The organism is Pandoraea pulmonicola, assembly GCF_000815105.2.
GTDB classification, from domain to species: Bacteria; Pseudomonadota; Gammaproteobacteria; order Burkholderiales; family Burkholderiaceae; genus Pandoraea; species Pandoraea pulmonicola.
In genome coordinates, this window is record NZ_CP010310.2 from 5,582,361 (window position 1) to 5,600,095 (window position 17,735).

14 protein-coding genes are annotated in these 17,735 nt (G+C 67.7%); 3 read left to right on the forward strand and 11 right to left on the reverse strand.

The genetic code is table 11. The annotated features are described in order from the left end of the window. Window positions 1-164: 164 nt before the first annotated feature. A complete protein-coding gene (locus RO07_RS24145; RefSeq protein ID WP_039406483.1) occupies window positions 165-1,820 on the reverse strand; it encodes a DEAD/DEAH box helicase in 1,656 nt (551 codons plus the stop codon). Between the two features lie 424 nt (window positions 1,821-2,244). Here RO07_RS24145 and RO07_RS24150 point away from each other — a divergent pair, with 424 nt between their 5' ends. After that, window positions 2,245-3,168, forward strand: coding sequence for a LysR family transcriptional regulator (locus RO07_RS24150; protein ID WP_039406487.1), 924 nt, complete (start codon window positions 2,245-2,247; stop codon window positions 3,166-3,168). Between the two features lie 36 nt (window positions 3,169-3,204). Here the strand turns inward: RO07_RS24150 and RO07_RS24155 are convergent, their stop codons facing one another. The 3 genes from RO07_RS24155 to mprF form a co-directional block, all read right to left on the reverse strand. Continuing rightward, complete coding sequence (locus tag RO07_RS24155) at window positions 3,205-4,512, reverse strand: solute carrier family 23 protein (protein ID WP_039406490.1); 1,308 nt, start codon at window positions 4,510-4,512, stop codon at window positions 3,205-3,207. Between the two features lie 209 nt (window positions 4,513-4,721). Then, the gene (locus tag RO07_RS24160) at window positions 4,722-6,542 is read right to left on the reverse strand and encodes a virulence factor family protein (RefSeq protein ID WP_052266852.1); all 1,821 of its coding nucleotides are present in this window, start codon (window positions 6,540-6,542) and stop codon (window positions 4,722-4,724) included. After that, window positions 6,539-9,211, reverse strand: coding sequence for a bifunctional lysylphosphatidylglycerol flippase/synthetase MprF (mprF, locus tag RO07_RS24165; protein ID WP_052266853.1), 2,673 nt, complete (start codon window positions 9,209-9,211; stop codon window positions 6,539-6,541). The genes RO07_RS24160 and mprF overlap by 4 nt, the downstream gene beginning before the upstream one ends. 503 nt (window positions 9,212-9,714) lie before the next feature. Between mprF and RO07_RS24170 the strand changes: the two genes are divergently transcribed. Beyond that, the gene (locus RO07_RS24170) at window positions 9,715-11,022 is read left to right on the forward strand and encodes a serine hydrolase domain-containing protein (protein WP_039406494.1); all 1,308 of its coding nucleotides are present in this window, start codon (window positions 9,715-9,717) and stop codon (window positions 11,020-11,022) included. 68 nt (window positions 11,023-11,090) lie between these two features. Here the strand turns inward: RO07_RS24170 and RO07_RS24175 are convergent, their stop codons facing one another. Then, window positions 11,091-11,444: a GIY-YIG nuclease family protein gene (locus RO07_RS24175; RefSeq protein ID WP_084072789.1), complete on the reverse strand. Its 354-nt coding sequence runs from the start codon at window positions 11,442-11,444 to the stop codon at window positions 11,091-11,093. Further along, window positions 11,441-12,253 (reverse strand): AraC family transcriptional regulator, encoded by an 813-nt coding sequence (locus RO07_RS24180; RefSeq protein ID WP_052266854.1) that lies wholly within the window; start codon window positions 12,251-12,253, stop codon window positions 11,441-11,443. The genes RO07_RS24175 and RO07_RS24180 overlap by 4 nt, the downstream gene beginning before the upstream one ends. 149 nt (window positions 12,254-12,402) lie before the next feature. Between RO07_RS24180 and RO07_RS24185 the strand changes: the two genes are divergently transcribed. Further along, a complete protein-coding gene (locus tag RO07_RS24185) occupies window positions 12,403-13,878 on the forward strand; it encodes an SLC13 family permease (protein WP_039406497.1) in 1,476 nt (491 codons plus the stop codon). Here RO07_RS24185 and RO07_RS24190 read toward each other — a convergent pair. From RO07_RS24190 to RO07_RS24210, 5 genes are all read right to left on the reverse strand, one after another. Next, a complete protein-coding gene (locus RO07_RS24190) occupies window positions 13,861-14,313 on the reverse strand; it encodes a hypothetical protein (RefSeq protein WP_052266855.1) in 453 nt (150 codons plus the stop codon). The genes RO07_RS24185 and RO07_RS24190 overlap by 18 nt on opposite strands. Before the next feature lie 24 nt (window positions 14,314-14,337). Then, window positions 14,338-14,970: a hypothetical protein gene (locus tag RO07_RS24195; RefSeq protein WP_072637143.1), complete on the reverse strand. Its 633-nt coding sequence runs from the start codon at window positions 14,968-14,970 to the stop codon at window positions 14,338-14,340. Window positions 14,971-15,082: 112 nt separating this feature from the next. Continuing rightward, a complete protein-coding gene (gene sctE / locus RO07_RS24200; RefSeq protein WP_160118092.1) occupies window positions 15,083-16,594 on the reverse strand; it encodes a type III secretion system translocon subunit SseC family protein in 1,512 nt (503 codons plus the stop codon). After that, window positions 16,591-17,088 (reverse strand): type III secretion protein, encoded by a 498-nt coding sequence (locus RO07_RS24205; protein ID WP_039406504.1) that lies wholly within the window; start codon window positions 17,086-17,088, stop codon window positions 16,591-16,593. The genes sctE and RO07_RS24205 overlap by 4 nt, the downstream gene beginning before the upstream one ends. Continuing rightward, window positions 17,085-17,720: a hypothetical protein gene (locus tag RO07_RS24210; protein ID WP_039406508.1), complete on the reverse strand. Its 636-nt coding sequence runs from the start codon at window positions 17,718-17,720 to the stop codon at window positions 17,085-17,087. The genes RO07_RS24205 and RO07_RS24210 overlap by 4 nt, the downstream gene beginning before the upstream one ends. Window positions 17,721-17,735: the final 15 nt, after the last annotated feature.

The window sequence follows — 17,735 nt, forward strand, 5'->3', positions numbered from 1 at the left end:
GCCGGGCGCAAAAGCTTAATATTTTACTTATTTTGCGCAGCCCGCCCATCGATGAGCGTTGGCGCGTCATCTGCCACGGTAATTCGCCACCGCGCGCCACGATGGGCGCGATGCCAATGGCGCAACCCACGTTCATCGGAACGTCGAGTTGCGCGCGCATCGTCTTAGTCTCGCTTCGATTTGCCCATCAACAGGGCGCCACCGGCCCCGTCGCGACGTGCGGGACGCGGGCCGCGCTGACCGAAGTCGCCGCGCTCGCCCCCGCCCCCGCCGTTCCCACCGCCTTGCCCGCGCGAGGCATTGTGAGCACCACGGCCCTGCTGCGGCGCACCGTTACCCGGCGTCGCCCGCGCGGGCGTACGCTGCGCATCGCCCGGACGCTTCGGCGCTTGCTGACGCGCGCCTTGTCCGACGGTGCCGGCACGGTTCCCATTTCCAACGTTAGCAACGTTGATGGCATTGTTGCCGTTGCCTGCGTTGCGACCACCGCGTTCGCCCTCGCGACGCGCCTTGCCCGGCTCGCCGCCCTGACGCCCGCCACGGCCGCCCTCACGGGGCTCCCGCGACTCGCGCGGCGTGCGCGGCGACTGCGCGTCGTTGCGAGCGCCTCGGCCACCGCCGGCACCGCGCCCGCCGCCGTTTTGATTCTTGCGGATCGGCTGCGGCACGGCATTCGGATCGGGCTCGAAGCCCGGGATCACTTCGCGCTCGATCGTGCGCTTGATGAGGCGCTCGATCTGCGTGAGCAGCTGGTGCTCGTCGACACACACGAGCGACACCGCCTCGCCGTTGGCGCCCGCGCGACCGGTACGGCCGATACGGTGCACATAATCTTCAGCCACTTCCGGCAAGTCGAAGTTGACGACGTGCGGCAGTTGATCGATGTCGATGCCGCGCGCGGCGATATCGGTCGCCACGAGCACCTGCAACGTGCCGCTCTTGAACTCGGCCAGCGCGCGCGTACGGGCGCCCTGGCTCTTGTTGCCGTGAATGGCGAGGGCCGGGATGCCGCCTTTGGTCAGTTGCTCGGCCAGACGGTTCGCGCCGTGCTTGGTACGCGTAAAGACGAGCACCTGAAACCAGTTGTGCTCGCGCACGAGGTGCTCGAGCAGTTCGCGCTTGCGCTCGCGATCGACCGGGTGAATCTTCTGCGCGACGGTCTCCGCCGTGGTGTTGCGGCGCGCCACTTCGATGAGCGCGGGCGACTTGAGCAGGCCGTCGGCCAGTTGCTTGATCTCGTCCGAGAACGTGGCGGAGAACAGCAGGTTCTGACGCCGCGCCGGCAGCGCGGCGAGCACGCGGCGAATGTCGCGGATGAAGCCCATGTCGAGCATGCGGTCCGCCTCGTCGAGCACGAGGATCTCGACGCTGGACAGATCGACGGTCTTCTGTTGCATGTGATCGAGCAGGCGTCCCGGCGTGGCGACGAGGATGTCCACGCCGCGTGCGAGTTGCTTGACCTGCGGCACCATCGACACACCGCCGAACACCGTCATGGAGCTCAGGCGCAGATACTTGCCGTATTGGGTGACGCTTTCCTCGACCTGCGCGGCCAGCTCACGCGTGGGCGTGAGCACGAGCGCGCGCACCGGGCGCTTGCCGTTGGCGGCCGCCGGACGCTGACGCGAGGACAGCATTTGAAGGATGGGCAGCGTGAAGCCTGCCGTCTTGCCGGTGCCGGTCTGGGCGCCGGCGAGAAGATCGCCGCCTTGCAGGACGGCCGGAATCGCCTGGAGTTGAATCGGGGTCGGGCGGGTGTAGCCAAGCTCAGTGACTGCCCGCAGGATGTCGGCCGACAGGCCGAGCGTTTCAAAAGACATATAAAGACCAATGCGCGGACTCCACGATGTGTGTCCCCGCGCGTTAGATGTTGTTTGTTCTTGATGGAATGCCCGCGTAGGGCGTGCGACGGGCGTCGCGCTCATGTGGGCAACGCGCCGGAAGACGCCGGCAAGACGACCCGCCGGCGAATAACGATTCAAGCGGCTTGGCGGGCAAGGCCGTCGCGGGTACGGCCGTGTCTTGAAGACGCGTAGTTTACCATGCGCCCTTTCCCAAGTCAGTGGGCATCGCTCCACGCCCCGATATATCGGGGCCGACATTGGCCCGGCCAACCGTGCGCCGCCCTGCCTGCCGGCGCGGCGAGCCTTTGGCTGTGCGCTGTGCTTCCGGCGCGGCGCGAGCGCCGAGCCGCTACACTGGCGCCATTGCGTCCTGCGCGCCACGCCCCTCACGACCTCTCCCGTGCGATTCGACCTTACCGATCTGCGTCTTTGCCTGCTGGTCGCCGACGCCGGCAGCATCACCGGCGGCGCCGAGCGCGCCCATCTGACGCTCGCCTCCGCCAGTGCGCGCATTCGCGGTCTGGAAGAGACGCTGGGCGTCGCGCTCTTCATGCGGCACCGCCAGGGCGTCATGCCGACCCCGGCCGGACGCGCCTTGCTCGCCCACGCCCGGCGCGTGCTCGCGCAGATCGACCGGATGCGCGGCGAACTCGGCGAATACGCGGCGGGCCTCAAGGGCAATGTGCGTATCGCGTCCAACACGGTGGCGATGTCCGAATTCCTGCCGGATCTGCTGGGCGCCTTCCTCGCCAAGCATCCCAACGTGGAAATCGCGCTGCGCGAACAGACGAGTCCGGCAGTCGTGCAGGCCGTGCTCGAAGGCGCGGCGGACATCGGCATCGTGTCCGACTGGATCGAACTGACCGGACTGGAGACGGTGCCGTTCCGGCAGGATCGGCTGGTGCTCGTCACGCCGCCGGGCCATGCGCTGGCGGCGCGCCGGGAGGTGCCCTTCATCGACGTGCTCGACAGCGAATTCATCGGCCTGCCCGAGCACAGCGCGCTGGCCGAGCATCTCGACGGTCACGCCCGGCGCGCCGGTCGCTCGCTGCGCTACCGTTTGCGATTGCGCGACTTCGACAGCCTGTGCCGGGCGGTTGCCGCGGGCGCCGCGCTGGGCATCGTGCCCTTGAGCGCCGCCCGGCGCTCGACCGGGCCGCTCGGCCTGGGCGTCGTGTCGCTCGCCGACGCGTGGGCGCTACGCAACCTGGTGCTGTGCGTACGCGAGCGCGACGCGTTGCCCGCCTACGCTCGCCAACTGCTCGACCATCTCGCCGCGAACGACGCTTCGAGCGACGCCGCAAACGAAAACGGCACGACGTGATCGCCGTGCCGTTCTCGAGACGCTGCGTCCGGGACGTTACATCGCAGCAGGCGTCGACTTTTCGCGACCGCGCAGCAGCGCGTACAGAATGATCGCGCCGAACGTGGCGCAACCGATGCCGCCGAGCGAGAAGCTGCCGAACTTCAGCGTGAAGTCGCCGGCGCCGAGCACCAGCGTGACGGCCGCCACGATCAGGTTACGGTTGTCGGAGAAGTCCACCTTGTTCTGCACCCAGATCCGCGCGCCCGCGACCGTGATCAGCCCAAACACGACGATCGACACGCCGCCGAGCACCGGGCCCGGAATCGTCTGGATGACCGCGCCGAACTTCGGCGAGAAGCCGAGCACCAGCGCGATCACCGCGGCAACGGCAAACACCAGCGTCGAGTAGATCTTCGTGACGGCCATCACGCCGATGTTCTCGGCATACGTGGTCACGCCCGTGCCGCCGACGCTGCCCGACACGATAGTCGCGAGCCCGTCGCCGAGGAAGGCACGGCCCATGTAGCGATCGAGATTCTGACCGGTCATGGCGCTCACCGCCTTGATGTGACCGAGATTCTCCGCCACCAGGATGATGGCGATCGGCGCGAGCAGCACCATCGCCTCGGCCTTGAACACCGGTGCGGCGAAGTGCGGCAAGCCGAACCACGCGGCATTGGCCACGATCGAGAAGTCGATCGGCTTGCCCAGCCCCATGCCGTTGGTGAGCAGCGCGTACAGCACGTAGGCGAGCAGCAGGCCCACGAGAATCAGCAGACGCTGCACCATGCCGCGCGCGAACACGGCCACGAGACCCACGCACAGCACCGTCGCCAGCGCCATCCACGTATCGAAACTGCTGGCCGAGACGCCCTTCACCGCCACCGGCGCGAGGTTCAGACCGATCACGGCAACCACGGCGCCCGTCACCACGGGCGGCATGAGCGCTTCGATCCAGCGCGTGCCGACCACCATCACGATCAGCCCGATGACGGCATACGCCACGCCGCAGGCGACGATGCCGCCCAGCGCCACCGAAATGTTCATGTTCGGGCCGCTGCCGGCGTAGCCCGTCACCGAAATGACCAGGCCGATGAAGGCGAAGCTCGAACCGAGGTAGCTGGGCACTCGCCCGCCCACGAGCACGAAGAACAGCAGCGTGCCGATGCCCGACATGAAGATCGCGAGGTTCGGATCGAAGCCCATGAGCAGCGGGGCAAGCACGGTCGAGCCGAACATGGCGACCACGTGCTGCACGCCCATGGCGACGGTCTGCGGCCAGGGCAGGCGCTCGTCAGGCGCGATCACGCGGCCGGCCCGCGTGTCCTGCTGCCGCCATTGCGGGAAATAACCCTCTGCCATATCGATCTTCTCCTGTAGGTATGTCGCGCTGCGTGGTGTCGTGCCGTTTCAGGCGCTGCGGGTCGATGGGAAAACTGGCGGCAGTGTACGGAGGGCGCGTACGGAAGGCAAGGCGAGAAAAAGCCAATGCCGGACGGTGCCGGCATCGGCGTACATGAGCTCGTGGCACGCCGACACCGGGCGCATCGGCGTCGGTGCGCCCACCGGCGTCAGCGCCTGGACGCCGCCTGGAGAATGGCGTCGGCAAGCCCGGCGTAGTTGCCGTCGAAATGATGGCCGCCGGGCATCTTGACGAGTTGCACGCGCCTGGGATCGAGCCCGGGGCAGTTGCTGTCGTCTTCGTCGGCCCCGTAGACGCACATCGCCAGCCCGTCGGGCAGGCGCTCGACCTCGGGACGGATCGGCAGGCCGTTCTGACTCGACATCACCCAGTTGGTCATGCGGAACTCGAAATCCGCCTTCTGCCCCAGCCCCATGAGCACGAGCAGGGCCACGCGATCGCGCACCACGGGCGACAGACGATTGACCATGAACGGCAGCACGTCGGCGCCCTGCGAGTAGCCGATCAGAATCACGCGCTTGCGGCTCCAGCGCGTCTGGTAGAAGCGCATGAGGCGGTCGATGTCGAGTGCGCCGGACGCCGGCGTGCGCGCCGACCAGAAGTACCGCAGCGAATCGACGCCGACCACGGGAATACCGTGCGCCGAGAGCGCGCTTGCCACGTCGCGATCGAGACCGGCCCAACCGCCGTCGCCCGAAAAGAGAATGGCGAACGTGTCCGCCATCTTCGCGGCGGGCTTGCCCGTGGCGGGTACCTCGACGACGGGCAGATCCGCCACCGCCGCCGGGGGACGGGCGGTTCCGGCGACATGATGCGCATTCAGACGGCGAAAGGCGTTCTTGTACTGCGTGAGCCAGCCGGCAAGCACCGGAGTCGATGGTGGCGGTGGTGTAGATGATGCCGAGGCGTCCGGCGACGCCCGCGCCGGGGTCGCGCCCGAGGCGTCCATCGCGCCGAGACTGCCCGCCAGTCCACCGACGAGCCAGTTCGAATTCGGCGTGCGGGCGGCGAAGGCCTGCGCGACATGATCCGGACAGCGCGGCGCCCGCACCGTCGGCTCGGTCGGTCCCCCCACTGGCCCGCCCATCGCGAGCCACGGTGCGCTCATCACCGGTGCGGGCAGCAGACGCATCGGTGCGCCGCCCGCCGTGTGCGTGATGCCGCGGGCAAAATGCACGCCCTCGCCCTGACACAGCGGCTTGCTCATCGGCAGCACCGGACAGAAGTCCACCGACAGCGCGCCTGAGAACGTTTCATTGCCCGCCTGGGCGAGCATCGCGTAGGCGAACGTGCCGCCGACACCGTCGCCCACGAGAATCGGCGGCGTGTAGCCCGGCAGCTTGACGGCGGCCTCGACCCAGCGGCCGAAGTTGTCGAGATCGCCCGCCGCGTACACGCAGGCCACGTCGTCCTTCGTGTAGTTCGCCATCAGGCGAGCCGTGTCGATGCCCGCCACCAATGCGCCGGTGTCGGCCAGCGCACGGGCCATGCGTTCGGCGCGCGGCGTCCAGCCGGTGTCGTCGGAAAAGAAGAGGACCGTCGCGTTGGGTTCGCCCTCCGGACGGAAGATGGGGATGTTCTCGAAACGGCCGTGCGTCATGACCTCCGGTGCGCCGCTGCCCGCACCGCGAAAGGCCACGGCGCCCGCTGCTGCTGCCGCCGCTTGCGCCATGACGGGCGACGGAACGCTTGACGCCACCGCCGGCGGCTGCGCGACCGGCCCCGCCTTGGGGACTGGCGTCAGCGCGCTGGCGCGTTGCCCGGCCAACGCGGCCGTCTGCGCCATGGCGGCGAACGGCGCCATCGTCGCGGCCGCCGCCACCGCGAGCGTGGCGAGCGCCGTGCAACTGACAGCGGCGACGCTCACGCGGCGCTGCCAACGTCGCATGCCGCGACCGGCATCGGCGTTGTGCAAACGCGCAGCCTCGGCGTGCGCCGTCTCATGCCTCGCTATCGTACGTCCCGTCATTTCGTGATCATTCCTTTCCACCCACCGCCCACGAGTGCGGCCACGTCGGCAAGCGTGAGCATCGGCGCGAGTCCGCCCGGCGTCATCAGGTAACGCGCTTCCCACTGGGGATCGAACTTGTCCTTGAAGCTGCGCAGGCCGCGGAAATTATAGAAACGCGCGCCGTGCGCGAACATCATGCGGCCGAAGCGGTGCCAGCGCGGGGCGAGCTGATGCGTCTCCATGCCCGACATCGGCGCCATGCCGAGACCAAAGCGCTGATAGCCCTGGGCCTTGAAGTGCAGCATCAGCTTCGCGAACAGGAAGTCCATCGTACCGGACGGCGCGTCAGGCACCTGACGCATCAGATCGACGCTCGCCTCGATGCGTTGCACGTCGGGGCACATCAGTGTGGCGAACGCCACGAGCCGCTCCTCGCGCCGCACGAGCGCCACCGGCTGACGCGCCACGTAGGCGTCGGCGAACGCGCCGAGAGAGAAGCCCTTCTCGCGCGTGTGCTGCCGTGCGAGCCACGCCTCGGACACGCGCCGCATTTCGGTCAGGTGCGGCGCGACCTCGGTCGCCGGCACGATCTCGAGCGTCAGTCCCTCGCGCTCGCCGCGCGCCACGCCATGCCGCAGATTTGCACGACGCGACCCCTGCAGACTGAACTCCGGCAGGCTCACGAATGCCTCCTCGCCGAGTTTGAAGGCGCGCAGGCCCGCGTCGATATACAGCGGCAACGCTTGCGGGCGAGTCTTGTAGAATGCGGCCCGCCCGCCGTGGGCGTCGGCCAGTTCGATGAAGCGCCAGATCAGCTCGGGCCATTCCTTCTGATCGCCAACCGGGTCGGAGAGCGAGACCCACGAACGGCGATGCTTCGCGTACATGATGAAAGCGTTGCCCGACGGCGAGAACAGGAAGCTCTTGTCGCCCATGAGGGCAAGGCAAGCATCGGCGGCGGGCTGTTTGCGGATGACTTCCTGCGCGCGCGTCAGCTCGTCCTCGCTCGCAGGCACCATCGCTCCGGCGGACTGCCGCAGCAGTTGCCACAGCGACAGGCCGAGTCCGATCACCGCGACCACCATCAGCGCACGCATCGAGCGCGGTGCGTCGCCGTCGAACGTGAATTGCCACCAGAGCTGATTGGCGTATCCCACGCGCCGGTACGACATGAACATCAGCCAGGTGCAAGCGCCGAGCACCGAGAGCACCGCGATGATCCAGCCCGGCTCGAACGTCTGCGTAAACAGCGACGAGCGCCGGTCGAACTGCTTGCGCGAAACGAGCAGCAACGTGGCCAGCACCGCCAGCACGAAGCATTCCGAGAGCGCGATGCCTTTGGGGATCGCCAGCACGGCGGCCACCACCGTCAAGCCGAGCGAGCCCCACCAGGCGGCATCGAGCCGGTGCAGCAGACCGCGCGCGAGGAACAGCATCGCCAGTCCCGCCACGCTGCCCAGCAGGTGCGAGACTTCCACGAGGAAGAGCGGCACGTGGCGCCGCAGGAAGTCTTCGGCGTCGCGCGTCGCGGGCGTCACCCCCGAGATCAGCAGCATCACGCCGGCCACTAGCGTGAGCGCCGCCAGCACGCCCGGGAAGAGCCGTACCGCCGCGCGGCCGATCGGCGCGGCCGGTCCTCGCCGGAGCTCGAACCCCGCCAGCAGACAGGCGGCAAGCATCAACGGCAACAGGTAATAGATGCCGCGATAGAGCACCAGCGCCCCGGCCACCTGGCTCAACGGTGCGTGACCGTTCGTCGCGAGCAGGATCACCGCTTCGAACACGCCAACGCCGCCCGGCACGTGACTGAGCACGCCAAGCGCCATGGCGATCGCATAGAAGACGACGAAGGTCGGCAGGTCCACCACGCCTGCCGGCAACAGGCACCACAGCGCCGCCGCCGCCATGCCCAGGTCCGCCGCCGAGATGAGCAACTGGCGCAACGCCAGACGCAACGGCGGCAACGGCATCGCCCAGCGGCCGAACAGCGCCACCGTGCGCTTGCGCGCGCACAGTACGAGAAACGCGGCGGCGCCCGCGAGCAGCAGTACGGCGAAGGCCTGCAGCAGCCATGCGGGCACCGGCACCAGCGCGGAAACGCGCGATGCACCCCACAACATGCCCAGCGAGCCGAACACCGTCATGCCCAGGCCGAACGCAGCGGCGTTGAAAGCGACCGCCTGGGCGACCTTTGGGGCTTCGACGCCGGCGGCCGCGTACATCCGCATCCGGACGGTGCCACCGGTGAGCACGCCGAGGCCCACCGAATTGCCCAGCGCGTAGGCAATGAACGAGGTGAGTACGACCGTCGAGCGTTTGACCGTCACCCCGGCGAAGCGAAGCCCCGAGATGTCGTAGCCGGTAAGGGCGGCGTAGCTCGCCAGCGTTGCCAGCATGGCAAGGACGAGACGCGTCACCGGCGTGCCATGGATCGCGGCGACGATGTCGTCGTAATGCACGTGGCGCAGCATGTGGTGAAGCGCGTCGAAGACGAAGAGGCCGAGCAGGGCGACGCCCGCCACGATCAGCCAGGGGCGCGCGGCCCCCCACGGAAAGCGCCGGAGCCCGCCGAGCCAACGCGCGGGGGCCGGCAGCGAGTGCCAGGCATCCTGCGCGGCGTCGGGCAGCGCCACGGAGGAAGAAGCATCGGCGGGCCGGCTCGGGCGCGCACGGGAGGGTTCAGTCATGTATCGGTCGATCCTTCGGCCGGCACGACGCCACCTTGGGGACGCCGCCCCCACGGCCTATGGGCGAGTCGGAGCCTGTTCGTGAGATAGCTTACACCCCGATACGTAACAGGTCTTGTCGGTGCGGCGCTGACACCGCACTCCATTTCATCACGCGTGGGACGGCCTCCCGGTTGACCAGCCGGCCCGCTTGCCACAGGCAACTCGGCCCGATGCCTCGATGAACGAGCGAGTACCGAAGGGGGCGTGGCGGCACACCTCTGGCGCTCGCCCCGCAGCACGGGCGAGTCGCGAAACCATTACGCCGGACCATGGTCGACGGGCCGCGATATATGCAATTTAATGTAAAATGCACGGATTTTGCTGGTATTTAAGCGAAGTTTTCCTGAATTTCGATCACTTTTGAAGATTGCCGCAGAGCGGCAAGTGCGCACTCCGAACCGTTCCGACTCCGAAGAGGGTCGATTGGCGGTTCGAAGGATCGTGCGCGGGGGGAATTGATAATGAATGTCGTACGGCACGGCCGTTCGGCAGGGGCACGTCTGAGCGCGTCGTTCGCATGGCGATGGCATTCGCATGCCGTTGCGCGCACTTTGGGTCAATCCGGCGCGCCGCTGCGGCGTGCCGTCCTCACGCTCCTGCTGGGCGTCACCCTCTTGGCGAACGCTGGCTACGCCGTGGCCCAGGCCGTCGCACCGGCCGCTGCCCAACCGGCTTCGTCGGCCTCGTCGGCCTCGTCGGCCAATGCGGCGAGCGTCGTGGTCGCCATGCCGTCGTCGGGTCCGGCCACACCGATCACGCCCGCTGTGCCGATCGGTCAGGCCACTCTCACGCAAGGCGTGGCGCAGCTCAAGGAGCGCTACAACCTCTCGCACGTGTGGCTGCGCACCGAGTCGGACAATGGCGCAATGCTCGAAGCGGCCACGCCCGGCGACGAAGTGCAGCAATTGTTGCCGGTGGCGAGTCTGTCGAAGTCGGTCACGGCCATCGGCATCGCCCTGCTCGTGCAGCGCGGCCAGCTTTCGCTCGACGCCAGGCTCGGCGATCTTCTCGACACCTACGCAAAGCAACACGGCAAGCCGCTGGACCCGACGCTGCGCGAACTGACCGTGCGGCGGCTGCTCGCCCACCGCGCGGGCCTCGCCACCAACGGCTTCAACGATCCCGTCAACGGCCTGTTCAGCGGATTGGCGATCCGGCGCGTGGGCGGCAGCGCCGACTTCTTCAACTATCTCGACGCCGGGGACGCCGGCCATTCGACGGGCAAATCCGACTTCGTCTACTCCAATGTCTCGTACCTGTTGCTCGGGATGGTGATCGAAGCCGTCTCCGGCCAGGACTACAAGACGTTCTGCGAAACACAGATCTTCGCACCGCTCGGCGTGACCGACGCGAAGCTGCCCGACAGTTGGCGGCTGCTCGCGCCGTTCGCGGGATGGCAGATGTCGACGGGTGCGCTGCTCAAGGTATGGCGCGTGTTCGACGTCCGGCGCCCCACGCTGCTCACCGAGAAGACGCTTCGCACGCTGTTGCTCGACAAACAGTCGGGGCCGGTCAACGCCGATCGCGACGTGTATTACACGCTGGGGGTGTTTCTGCTCGCCGGCGCCGGCGAGCGCAGCTACCGGATCAGTCACGACGGCATCGCCGACTTCTTCCGCACGCAATCGACTTACTACACCGTCGTGGAGAAGACCGTGCCGGGTGACAGCTGGGCGCTCGTGGTATCACCGATTCCGTCGCGCGGTCAGTTCGGCGCGATCCAGCGCGACGTGCGCAGGATGATCCGCCAGGCGCGTCTGGTGCCGTAACCTGATGCCGTGAGTTTCGCGGCGCTGGCGCGTCGGTTCGCAACGCCGTCGCTGTGGCGTCTTCGGGATCAGTCGGCCACGGCGCCTTCCGTCGCGGTCGTGGCTTCGGCGCAAGCTGCGCCGTCGATGCCATCGTCACCGCTGTCGCCGAAGTCGCAGACGAAGGTGCCCGCCACGAGCTCGCGCTTCTGTCCTGCCGTGAGCCGCTTGACACGATATTCGGCCCGCGAGGCCGCCGCGCGGTCGGCGAAGGTCAGCGAGAGCAAAATCCGCGACGGAGGATAGGCGCGTGTGAAACGCGCGCCCTTGCCCGCCACGTGAGCGGCATAGCGTGCCTCGACGTCGACGGTGATGCCGGTATAGATGCGTCCGCCGGCACACTCCAGCAGATAGAGAAACCACGGCCTGGGGGGCGCCGTCATAGCTTCGCCCTTTCCTCTCGCGTGAACTCGCGCGGCGAGACGCCGAGCGCACGGCGGAACATCGCCGAGAACGCCGCCGGAGTCGCATAGCCGAGACGTGCCGCCACCATCGCCACCGGCACCCCGCGCACCATCCAGTCGACAGCGCGCGCGAGCCGCACCTGCTGTCGCCACGCGCCGAAGCTCGTCCCCAGCTCCGTGCTGAACAGTCGGGCGAGCGTGCGTTCGGAGGCGCCCACGTCGTCGGCCCATTGCGCGAGCGAACGGTCGTCGTCGGGGTGCTCCATCAGCGCATCGCACAATTGCCTCAAGCGCCGGTCGGCGGGTCGCTTCAGATCCAGCGACGCAGGCGGCGCGACGCGCAGCTCTTCGATCAGAAGGGACGTCGCAAGCGCGTGGCGCGGATCCGACGTGGGCATGCCACTCGCCAGCGCCGCCGCGAGGTCGCGCAGCAACGGCGAGACTTCGAGCACCAGACAGCGATCCGGCGGCAGGGGCGACGCCTCGGGCAACAGGTAGACAGCGTAGAACTGCGCTTCGCCCAGCACGGCCACTTCATGCGGAATGCCCGCCGGCACCCACGCGGCGCGAAACACCGGCGCCACGAGGCTCGACTCGCCCGCCGTGATGCGCAAGCCGCCACGCTGCGGGCAGATGAGCTGCCCCCATTCGTGGCGATGTGGTTCGATGCGCGCATCCGGCGGCGGCGTGCGCAGATGCGCGACGACGGGCACGTCAGGGCTCGGCGCCGTGCGGGGCATGGGAATGTAACGGGGGCGCTCGGCGGGCGCGGAAGCTGAGCGTGGCATGTTCTCGATGGTATTTGTCCTGATCGGGGTGTCGTGCACCGGAACGAGTCGCTAGCATACGATATGCCCGGCGCGATGCAAGCCACCGGCTCCGCCGCCGCAACGCACAACGAGACAGCCCCTGGCCCATCACGACAACGACAAGCGCCATGACCGAATCCCCCTCTCGCGACACCCCCACATCATCGCCTGCCGCCGACTCGCTGCGTCGCGAAGCGTTGCGCGCCCGCCTGGGCGCCCGCTTGCGCACATTGGGCAGCTACGCCGTCTATGCCCTGCTCGCCCTCGCCTTGTGGGCCGCGGGCCACGGTAGCGAAGCGCTTGGCCTCGGGCCGGCGGCGGCGCAGGCCGCGGTGCTGGTGGTGTTTACCATCGGCGCGTGGGCTTTCGGACTGTTCCCCGAACCGATCACGACACTCACGTTCTTCCTGCTCGCCACCCTGCTGCGCGTGGCCAAGCCGGAAGTCATCTTCGCGGGATTCCATTCGGCGGCGTGGTGGCTGGTGTTCGGCGGCACGGTCACCGGCATCGCGGTGCGCACGACAGGACTTGGCTCGCGTCTGGCCGCCACGTTGTTCGATCTCAAGCGACCGACCTACGCGCGCTATGTCGCCTCGGTCATGGTCGCGTGTGTGGGACTGGCGTTCGTGATGCCGTCGACGACCGGGCGCATTCTGCTGCTCATCCCCATCGTGCTGGCGCTCGCCGACCGGATCGGACTGAGCGAGGGACGGCGCGGGCGCACCGGTCTCGTCATGACCGTCGCGGCGGCCAGCTACATGCCGCCCACGACGATCCTGCCGGCCAACATCCCGAACAGCGTGCTGATGGGAGCCGCGGACTCGTTCTACGGCGTCAAGCTGCACTACGCGCCGTATCTGCTGCTGCACTTCCCGGTGCTCGGTGCGCTCAAGGCGGCCATTCTCGTGTGGGTCATCTGTCGCCTGTTCCCCGACGACGGTCCGCTCACGCAGGCCAAGGATGCCGCCCCGCCGCCCTTCACCGCCGATGCGCGACGCCTGTCGGTGCTGCTCGCCCTCGCGCTCGCCGGCTTCGCGACCGATGCGTGGCATGGCATCTCCCCGGCGTGGATCTCCGTGGCGGCGGCCATCGTCTGTCTGCTGCCCGCGGTTCACATCATCTCGCCGAAGACGTTCACCGAGCAGATGCACGTCACGCCGCTCGTCTACGTGGCGGGCTTTCTGGGGGTGGGCGCCGTGGTGGCCGACACCGGCCTCGGCGAAAAGGTGGCGCGGCTGTGTCTGGACGCCATCGGCATGACGCCCGGCACGCCGGTGATCAACGCCGCGTGGCTCGTCGTCATCGGCGCGGCGATCGGACTCGTCGCCACGCTGCCCGGGCTGCCCGCGGTGCTCACACCGCTCGCGGGCCAGCTTTCCAGCGCGAGCGGCCTGCCGCTCTATACCGTGCTGATGCTGCAGGTGCCCGTGTTCTCCACGGTCCTGCTGCCGTACCAGAGTCCGCCGATGATGATCGCGATGCATCTGGGCGGCGTCGGAATGCGCGACGGCACCCGCCTCACCGTCGCCATGACAATCATCACACTCGTGTTCCTGTTCCCGCTCGATTACCTCTGGTGGCGTGTCTTAGGCATGCTTCCTTGAGACCAGACGCCGGCTCGTGCACTCGCGACAGAAGACGAGCCAGCGGTCGCCGTCCTCGTCGCGCCAGCACGCGCCTTCGCGCTCCAGAATGGCCGTGAGCCGCAGGCGGGCTTCGCGAAGACGAATGTCGCTCACGCCGGGCAGGATCATGCCGCGCACGTAGGCGACATGGGGCACCGTGCGAAGCAACTGCCGGATGAGCTGGCAGAAGCGTCGCACGGCATGCTCGCCCGTCATCGTCGTCGTGCCCTGCCGGAAGTCGGTGATCGTGAGCACGACGCCCGATGCGCCCTTGTCCAGCCGGTGGCAGAGCGACAGTTCGGCGTTCTCGATGCGATGCCCCAGCACGATATGGGTGCGCTCGCAGACCTCGGCGCGCGCCGTGAAACGGTGACTCCGAAAGAATGCTGCAACGGCGCGCTCACAGACGGTCATGGCGTATCCACGGTTGGGAAAGGGTTAGCGGATCGCTTCGTAGAGCTTGGCCAGATGCTGCCCGGCCATGCCGTAAAGCTGACGGGAGACGTCGCGCATTTCGGCGCTCGCCGTGTCGATGCGCTGACGCAGACGTTCGTTGGTGCGGCGTGTTTCGTCAGTCAGCGAATTGGCGAATTCCCCGACGACTTCGTTGTCGCGACCACGGTTGGACAGGTCCGCTGCCGCGAACTCGAACGCGGGCTTGCCGAATTGCCCCACGCCGCTCACGACGCCGCCGATCGCCTGCCCGATCTCGAGTTTGTCGCGCAGACCGTAGCGCGCGCCGACCACGCTGCCCCCGAGCGACAGCACTCCCGTGAAGAGCGAGCCGCCCGCCTGGGTCATGGCGGCGTCGTAGTGCTTGCGATTCGCGCGGTACTTCTCGTCGCGTGCCGCCACGCCGCGCGCGAACAGCATCACGTCGTGCCGGGTGCGATAGGCCTGATCGGTGTTGCGCTCGCCGCTGCGAATCTCGATCATGAGTTTCGCGAGCAGCATCAGCGTCACGAGGCCATCCGTTGCCGTCCCCGTTCGCACCGTACTGATGGGCGCCATCGGGCGGGTAGTCTCCGGTTCGCCGTGCGGCTTCGGCACCGGGGTGTTCGAAATTGCCATGTGGGACATCTCAGACTCCGTGTTGTGAAGACGCGGCACGCGCCGCGTCGTTGCGTTCGAAAGCGAGGGACAGGAAGACAGGGTGACGAACCGTCCTCGCCGAATGGCTTGCTCAGGCCATCGACGCCGCGATGCGAATGCGCACGGCGCCCGTTTTCGTCACGGCCTCGCTCGCCGCCTCGGCCACGTCGCTCTGCTGGCCGGCGAGGGCCTCCATACGTCGGGCGGTGCGCTTCTTGTCGTCGCCGTTGAGCTCCATGAGGAATTGCAGCCACGACATCTCGGTCGCGAGATTGCGGGCGTCGAGTTGCAGCTTGGCGCGCTGCATCCCGATGGCACCCGCCGTGATCTCGCGTCCCGCCACCAGACCGCTGCGCAGCACACCCGAGAGCGACCACGTGCCGCGCAGAATGGCGCGACGTCCCTGCGACGCCACCTGCTTGCCGAAGGACTTCGAGACTTCGGCCGCGCCCACCGCCACGCCCTTCGCCAATTGCTTGCCGGTCGAACGCACGACGTTGTCGAATGCGCGCGACACCATCTGCTCCACCATCTGCTGCGTGAACTGCTCGGCCATGCGATTGAAGCCGCGTGCGGCAAGCGTGCGCGCGGTGCGCGTGCCCGATTGCACGAGCGACTGCCCCACCCGCTTGCCGACCTCCGCTCCGACCTGATACGACACTTCGGAGACCACGCGCTTCTTGATCGCGTTGATGGCGGCATCGTCGCCCGCCTTGACGGCCGACGAGAGCGCTTCGCCCGCACCGCCCTTCATGACCCGCGAGGCCGCCTTCGTCACCGAGCGCGACGCCATGAAACCGCGCACGGACATGCCGAAGCTCAAGACCATGCCCAGCGCCTGGAACGCCATCTGCGCGTAACCCCACCGCGCCGCTTCGCGCTCGTAGTACGCGGCGTTCTTCGGATCGACCAGCGCCATCGTCTTCATGAATGCGGCACCCATGCCTGCGATGCCGGCGCCGACGTCGGCCACGCCGCCCGCGATCATCAGCGGATTCATCGTGAGCACGCCGGTCACCACCTTGACCGCGCCGACCACCAGATCCACCGCCGCCGTGATCCAGTCGAAGATCGCGCCGAACACGCCACCCTTGCGCGCCTTGTCGGCGTCGCGCGTCTTGGCCTCCATCTGCTCGCGGAACTTCTGAATGTCCTCCTGGCGCAATCTGTCCTGGCGCTCGGCGAGCAATTCCAACGCCCGCTGGTTCGATTTCGCGGTGTCGCCCATGGCCTGCATCGAGATCATCGAAGCCACCATCACCAACGTGGACGGATCGAGCTCCTCGAGACTCGCGAGATCGGTGACACCGAACTGCGACGGCGGGCGCAACGCGTCGGTCCCCATCGCACTCCCACGGGCATAGAGTCGCTGCAGCAACCGCGCGAAAGCGCCCTCGGCATCCTCCCAGCCAGCGCCCACGGGCGCGTCGGGCAGGAAGTCCTCCGGCAGAAGCCACGCGTCGCGCTCGTCGGCAGGCGCCGACGCTGCCGTGGCAGCACGGTTTGCGCGGTCCGCGTGGTCGGAATGTCCGGCGAGCGGCTCTGCTGCGCCGCCCGTCCATGGCGGGCGGTAGCCCGCTCCCATTGCACCTATCGGAGTCATGTTTTTCCTATTTGCGAAGAAGTTGACAGGGCATCGCGTCGCGAGCGCGCGGAGTGCTCCAGCTTGCGGTACTGCGACTGTCCGGCGCAGAGTCGCAGCGTGGCGTCGCATGCCTTGATCGCGAACGCGTCGTTGCCGACGCTCTGGTAGCTCATCGCCGCGAGATAGGGCGGCCGGGGATCGCTCGCGCGAATCACGCCCGCCTTCGCGAAACACGGCAGCGCCTCGCCGTGCTGTCCCAGGCGCTGGTAGCAAAGCCCCAGACCGAACCAGTCGTCGAACGACCATTGATCGAGCGTGGCAAGCACGAAATAGACGCGCTGCGCGGCTGCGATCTCCCCCTGCGAAAAGCGCTGTCGCGCATACGCTCGCACGCGCGCGAGATCGGCCTCGTCGAGATCCGCCAGCATGCGCAGCGCACCGCCTTGCGCGAAGAAGCGCTGGAAGACGGCCTCGACTTCGCTGGCGGTGACGTCCTGCGCCGGCGCGTTCACGAGCGCATCGACCCGTTGATCTGGTTGAGCTGCTGGCCGCGCGAGCTGATGATCGTGTTGGCCAGCGTCGATACGCCGTTGTACTCCTGCAGGAACTTGTTGATCTCGATCTGCTCGATGGTGCGGCTGTCGGTGGCGGCCTCGCTGCGGCTCTCGGCGGCGGCCTTGAGCGCACGCAGATGATCGGCCCGGTAGTTGCCCGCGCTCCCCGAGGGTTCGACATAGCCGTTCTCCCCAAACTTGTGCGTGCGCTTCTCCCACTGCTGCATCGTTTGCTTCTTGCCCGAATCGTCGATGGTGATTTCCAGATCGTATTTGTCGAAGAACTTCCGGATGCCGTCGCCGACCTTGACGGTCTTCGAAGTATCGGTGCCGACCTGGTTGATCAGCGTCTCGATCTGATTGGCGACGTCGCGTGCTTCGCGACCGTGCGACTGACGCTGGCGCATCGAGTCGATCTTGTCCTTCGCATCACCACCCGCCGCCTGCATCAGCGTGGCGGCATGCGCGAGGAGCAGCGAATGCATGTCGATGGCCCCCCCGTTCGTGAGCGTGCTGTCGGTCGAGGCGGAAGAGGACGGGGAGAAGGCGGAGGTGCCATAGGCGCCGCGGAGTGTGTTGAGCATCGTCATGAGAAAACCTGTAGG

What these genes read in the sequence shown, in the direction of transcription:
- RO07_RS24145 (WP_039406483.1), bottom strand. Translation starts at nt 1,820, where the DNA reads ATGTCTTTTGAAACGCTCGGCCTGTCGGCCGACATCCTGCGGGCAGTC.
- RO07_RS24155 (WP_039406490.1), bottom strand. Translation starts at nt 4,512, where the DNA reads ATGGCAGAGGGTTATTTCCCGCAATGGCGGCAGCAGGACACGCGGGCC.
- RO07_RS24160 (WP_052266852.1), bottom strand. Translation starts at nt 6,542, where the DNA reads ATGACGGGACGTACGATAGCGAGGCATGAGACGGCGCACGCCGAGGCT.
- mprF (WP_052266853.1), bottom strand. Translation starts at nt 9,211, where the DNA reads ATGACTGAACCCTCCCGTGCGCGCCCGAGCCGGCCCGCCGATGCTTCT.
- RO07_RS24170 (WP_039406494.1), top strand. Translation starts at nt 9,715, where the DNA reads ATGAATGTCGTACGGCACGGCCGTTCGGCAGGGGCACGTCTGAGCGCG.
- RO07_RS24175 (WP_084072789.1), bottom strand. Translation starts at nt 11,444, where the DNA reads ATGACGGCGCCCCCCAGGCCGTGGTTTCTCTATCTGCTGGAGTGTGCC.
- RO07_RS24180 (WP_052266854.1), bottom strand. Translation starts at nt 12,253, where the DNA reads ATGCCACGCTCAGCTTCCGCGCCCGCCGAGCGCCCCCGTTACATTCCC.
- RO07_RS24185 (WP_039406497.1), top strand. Translation starts at nt 12,403, where the DNA reads ATGACCGAATCCCCCTCTCGCGACACCCCCACATCATCGCCTGCCGCC.
- RO07_RS24190 (WP_052266855.1), bottom strand. Translation starts at nt 14,313, where the DNA reads ATGACCGTCTGTGAGCGCGCCGTTGCAGCATTCTTTCGGAGTCACCGT.
- RO07_RS24195 (WP_072637143.1), bottom strand. Translation starts at nt 14,970, where the DNA reads ATGGCAATTTCGAACACCCCGGTGCCGAAGCCGCACGGCGAACCGGAG.
- sctE (WP_160118092.1), bottom strand. Translation starts at nt 16,594, where the DNA reads ATGACTCCGATAGGTGCAATGGGAGCGGGCTACCGCCCGCCATGGACG.
- RO07_RS24210 (WP_039406508.1), bottom strand. Translation starts at nt 17,720, where the DNA reads ATGACGATGCTCAACACACTCCGCGGCGCCTATGGCACCTCCGCCTTC.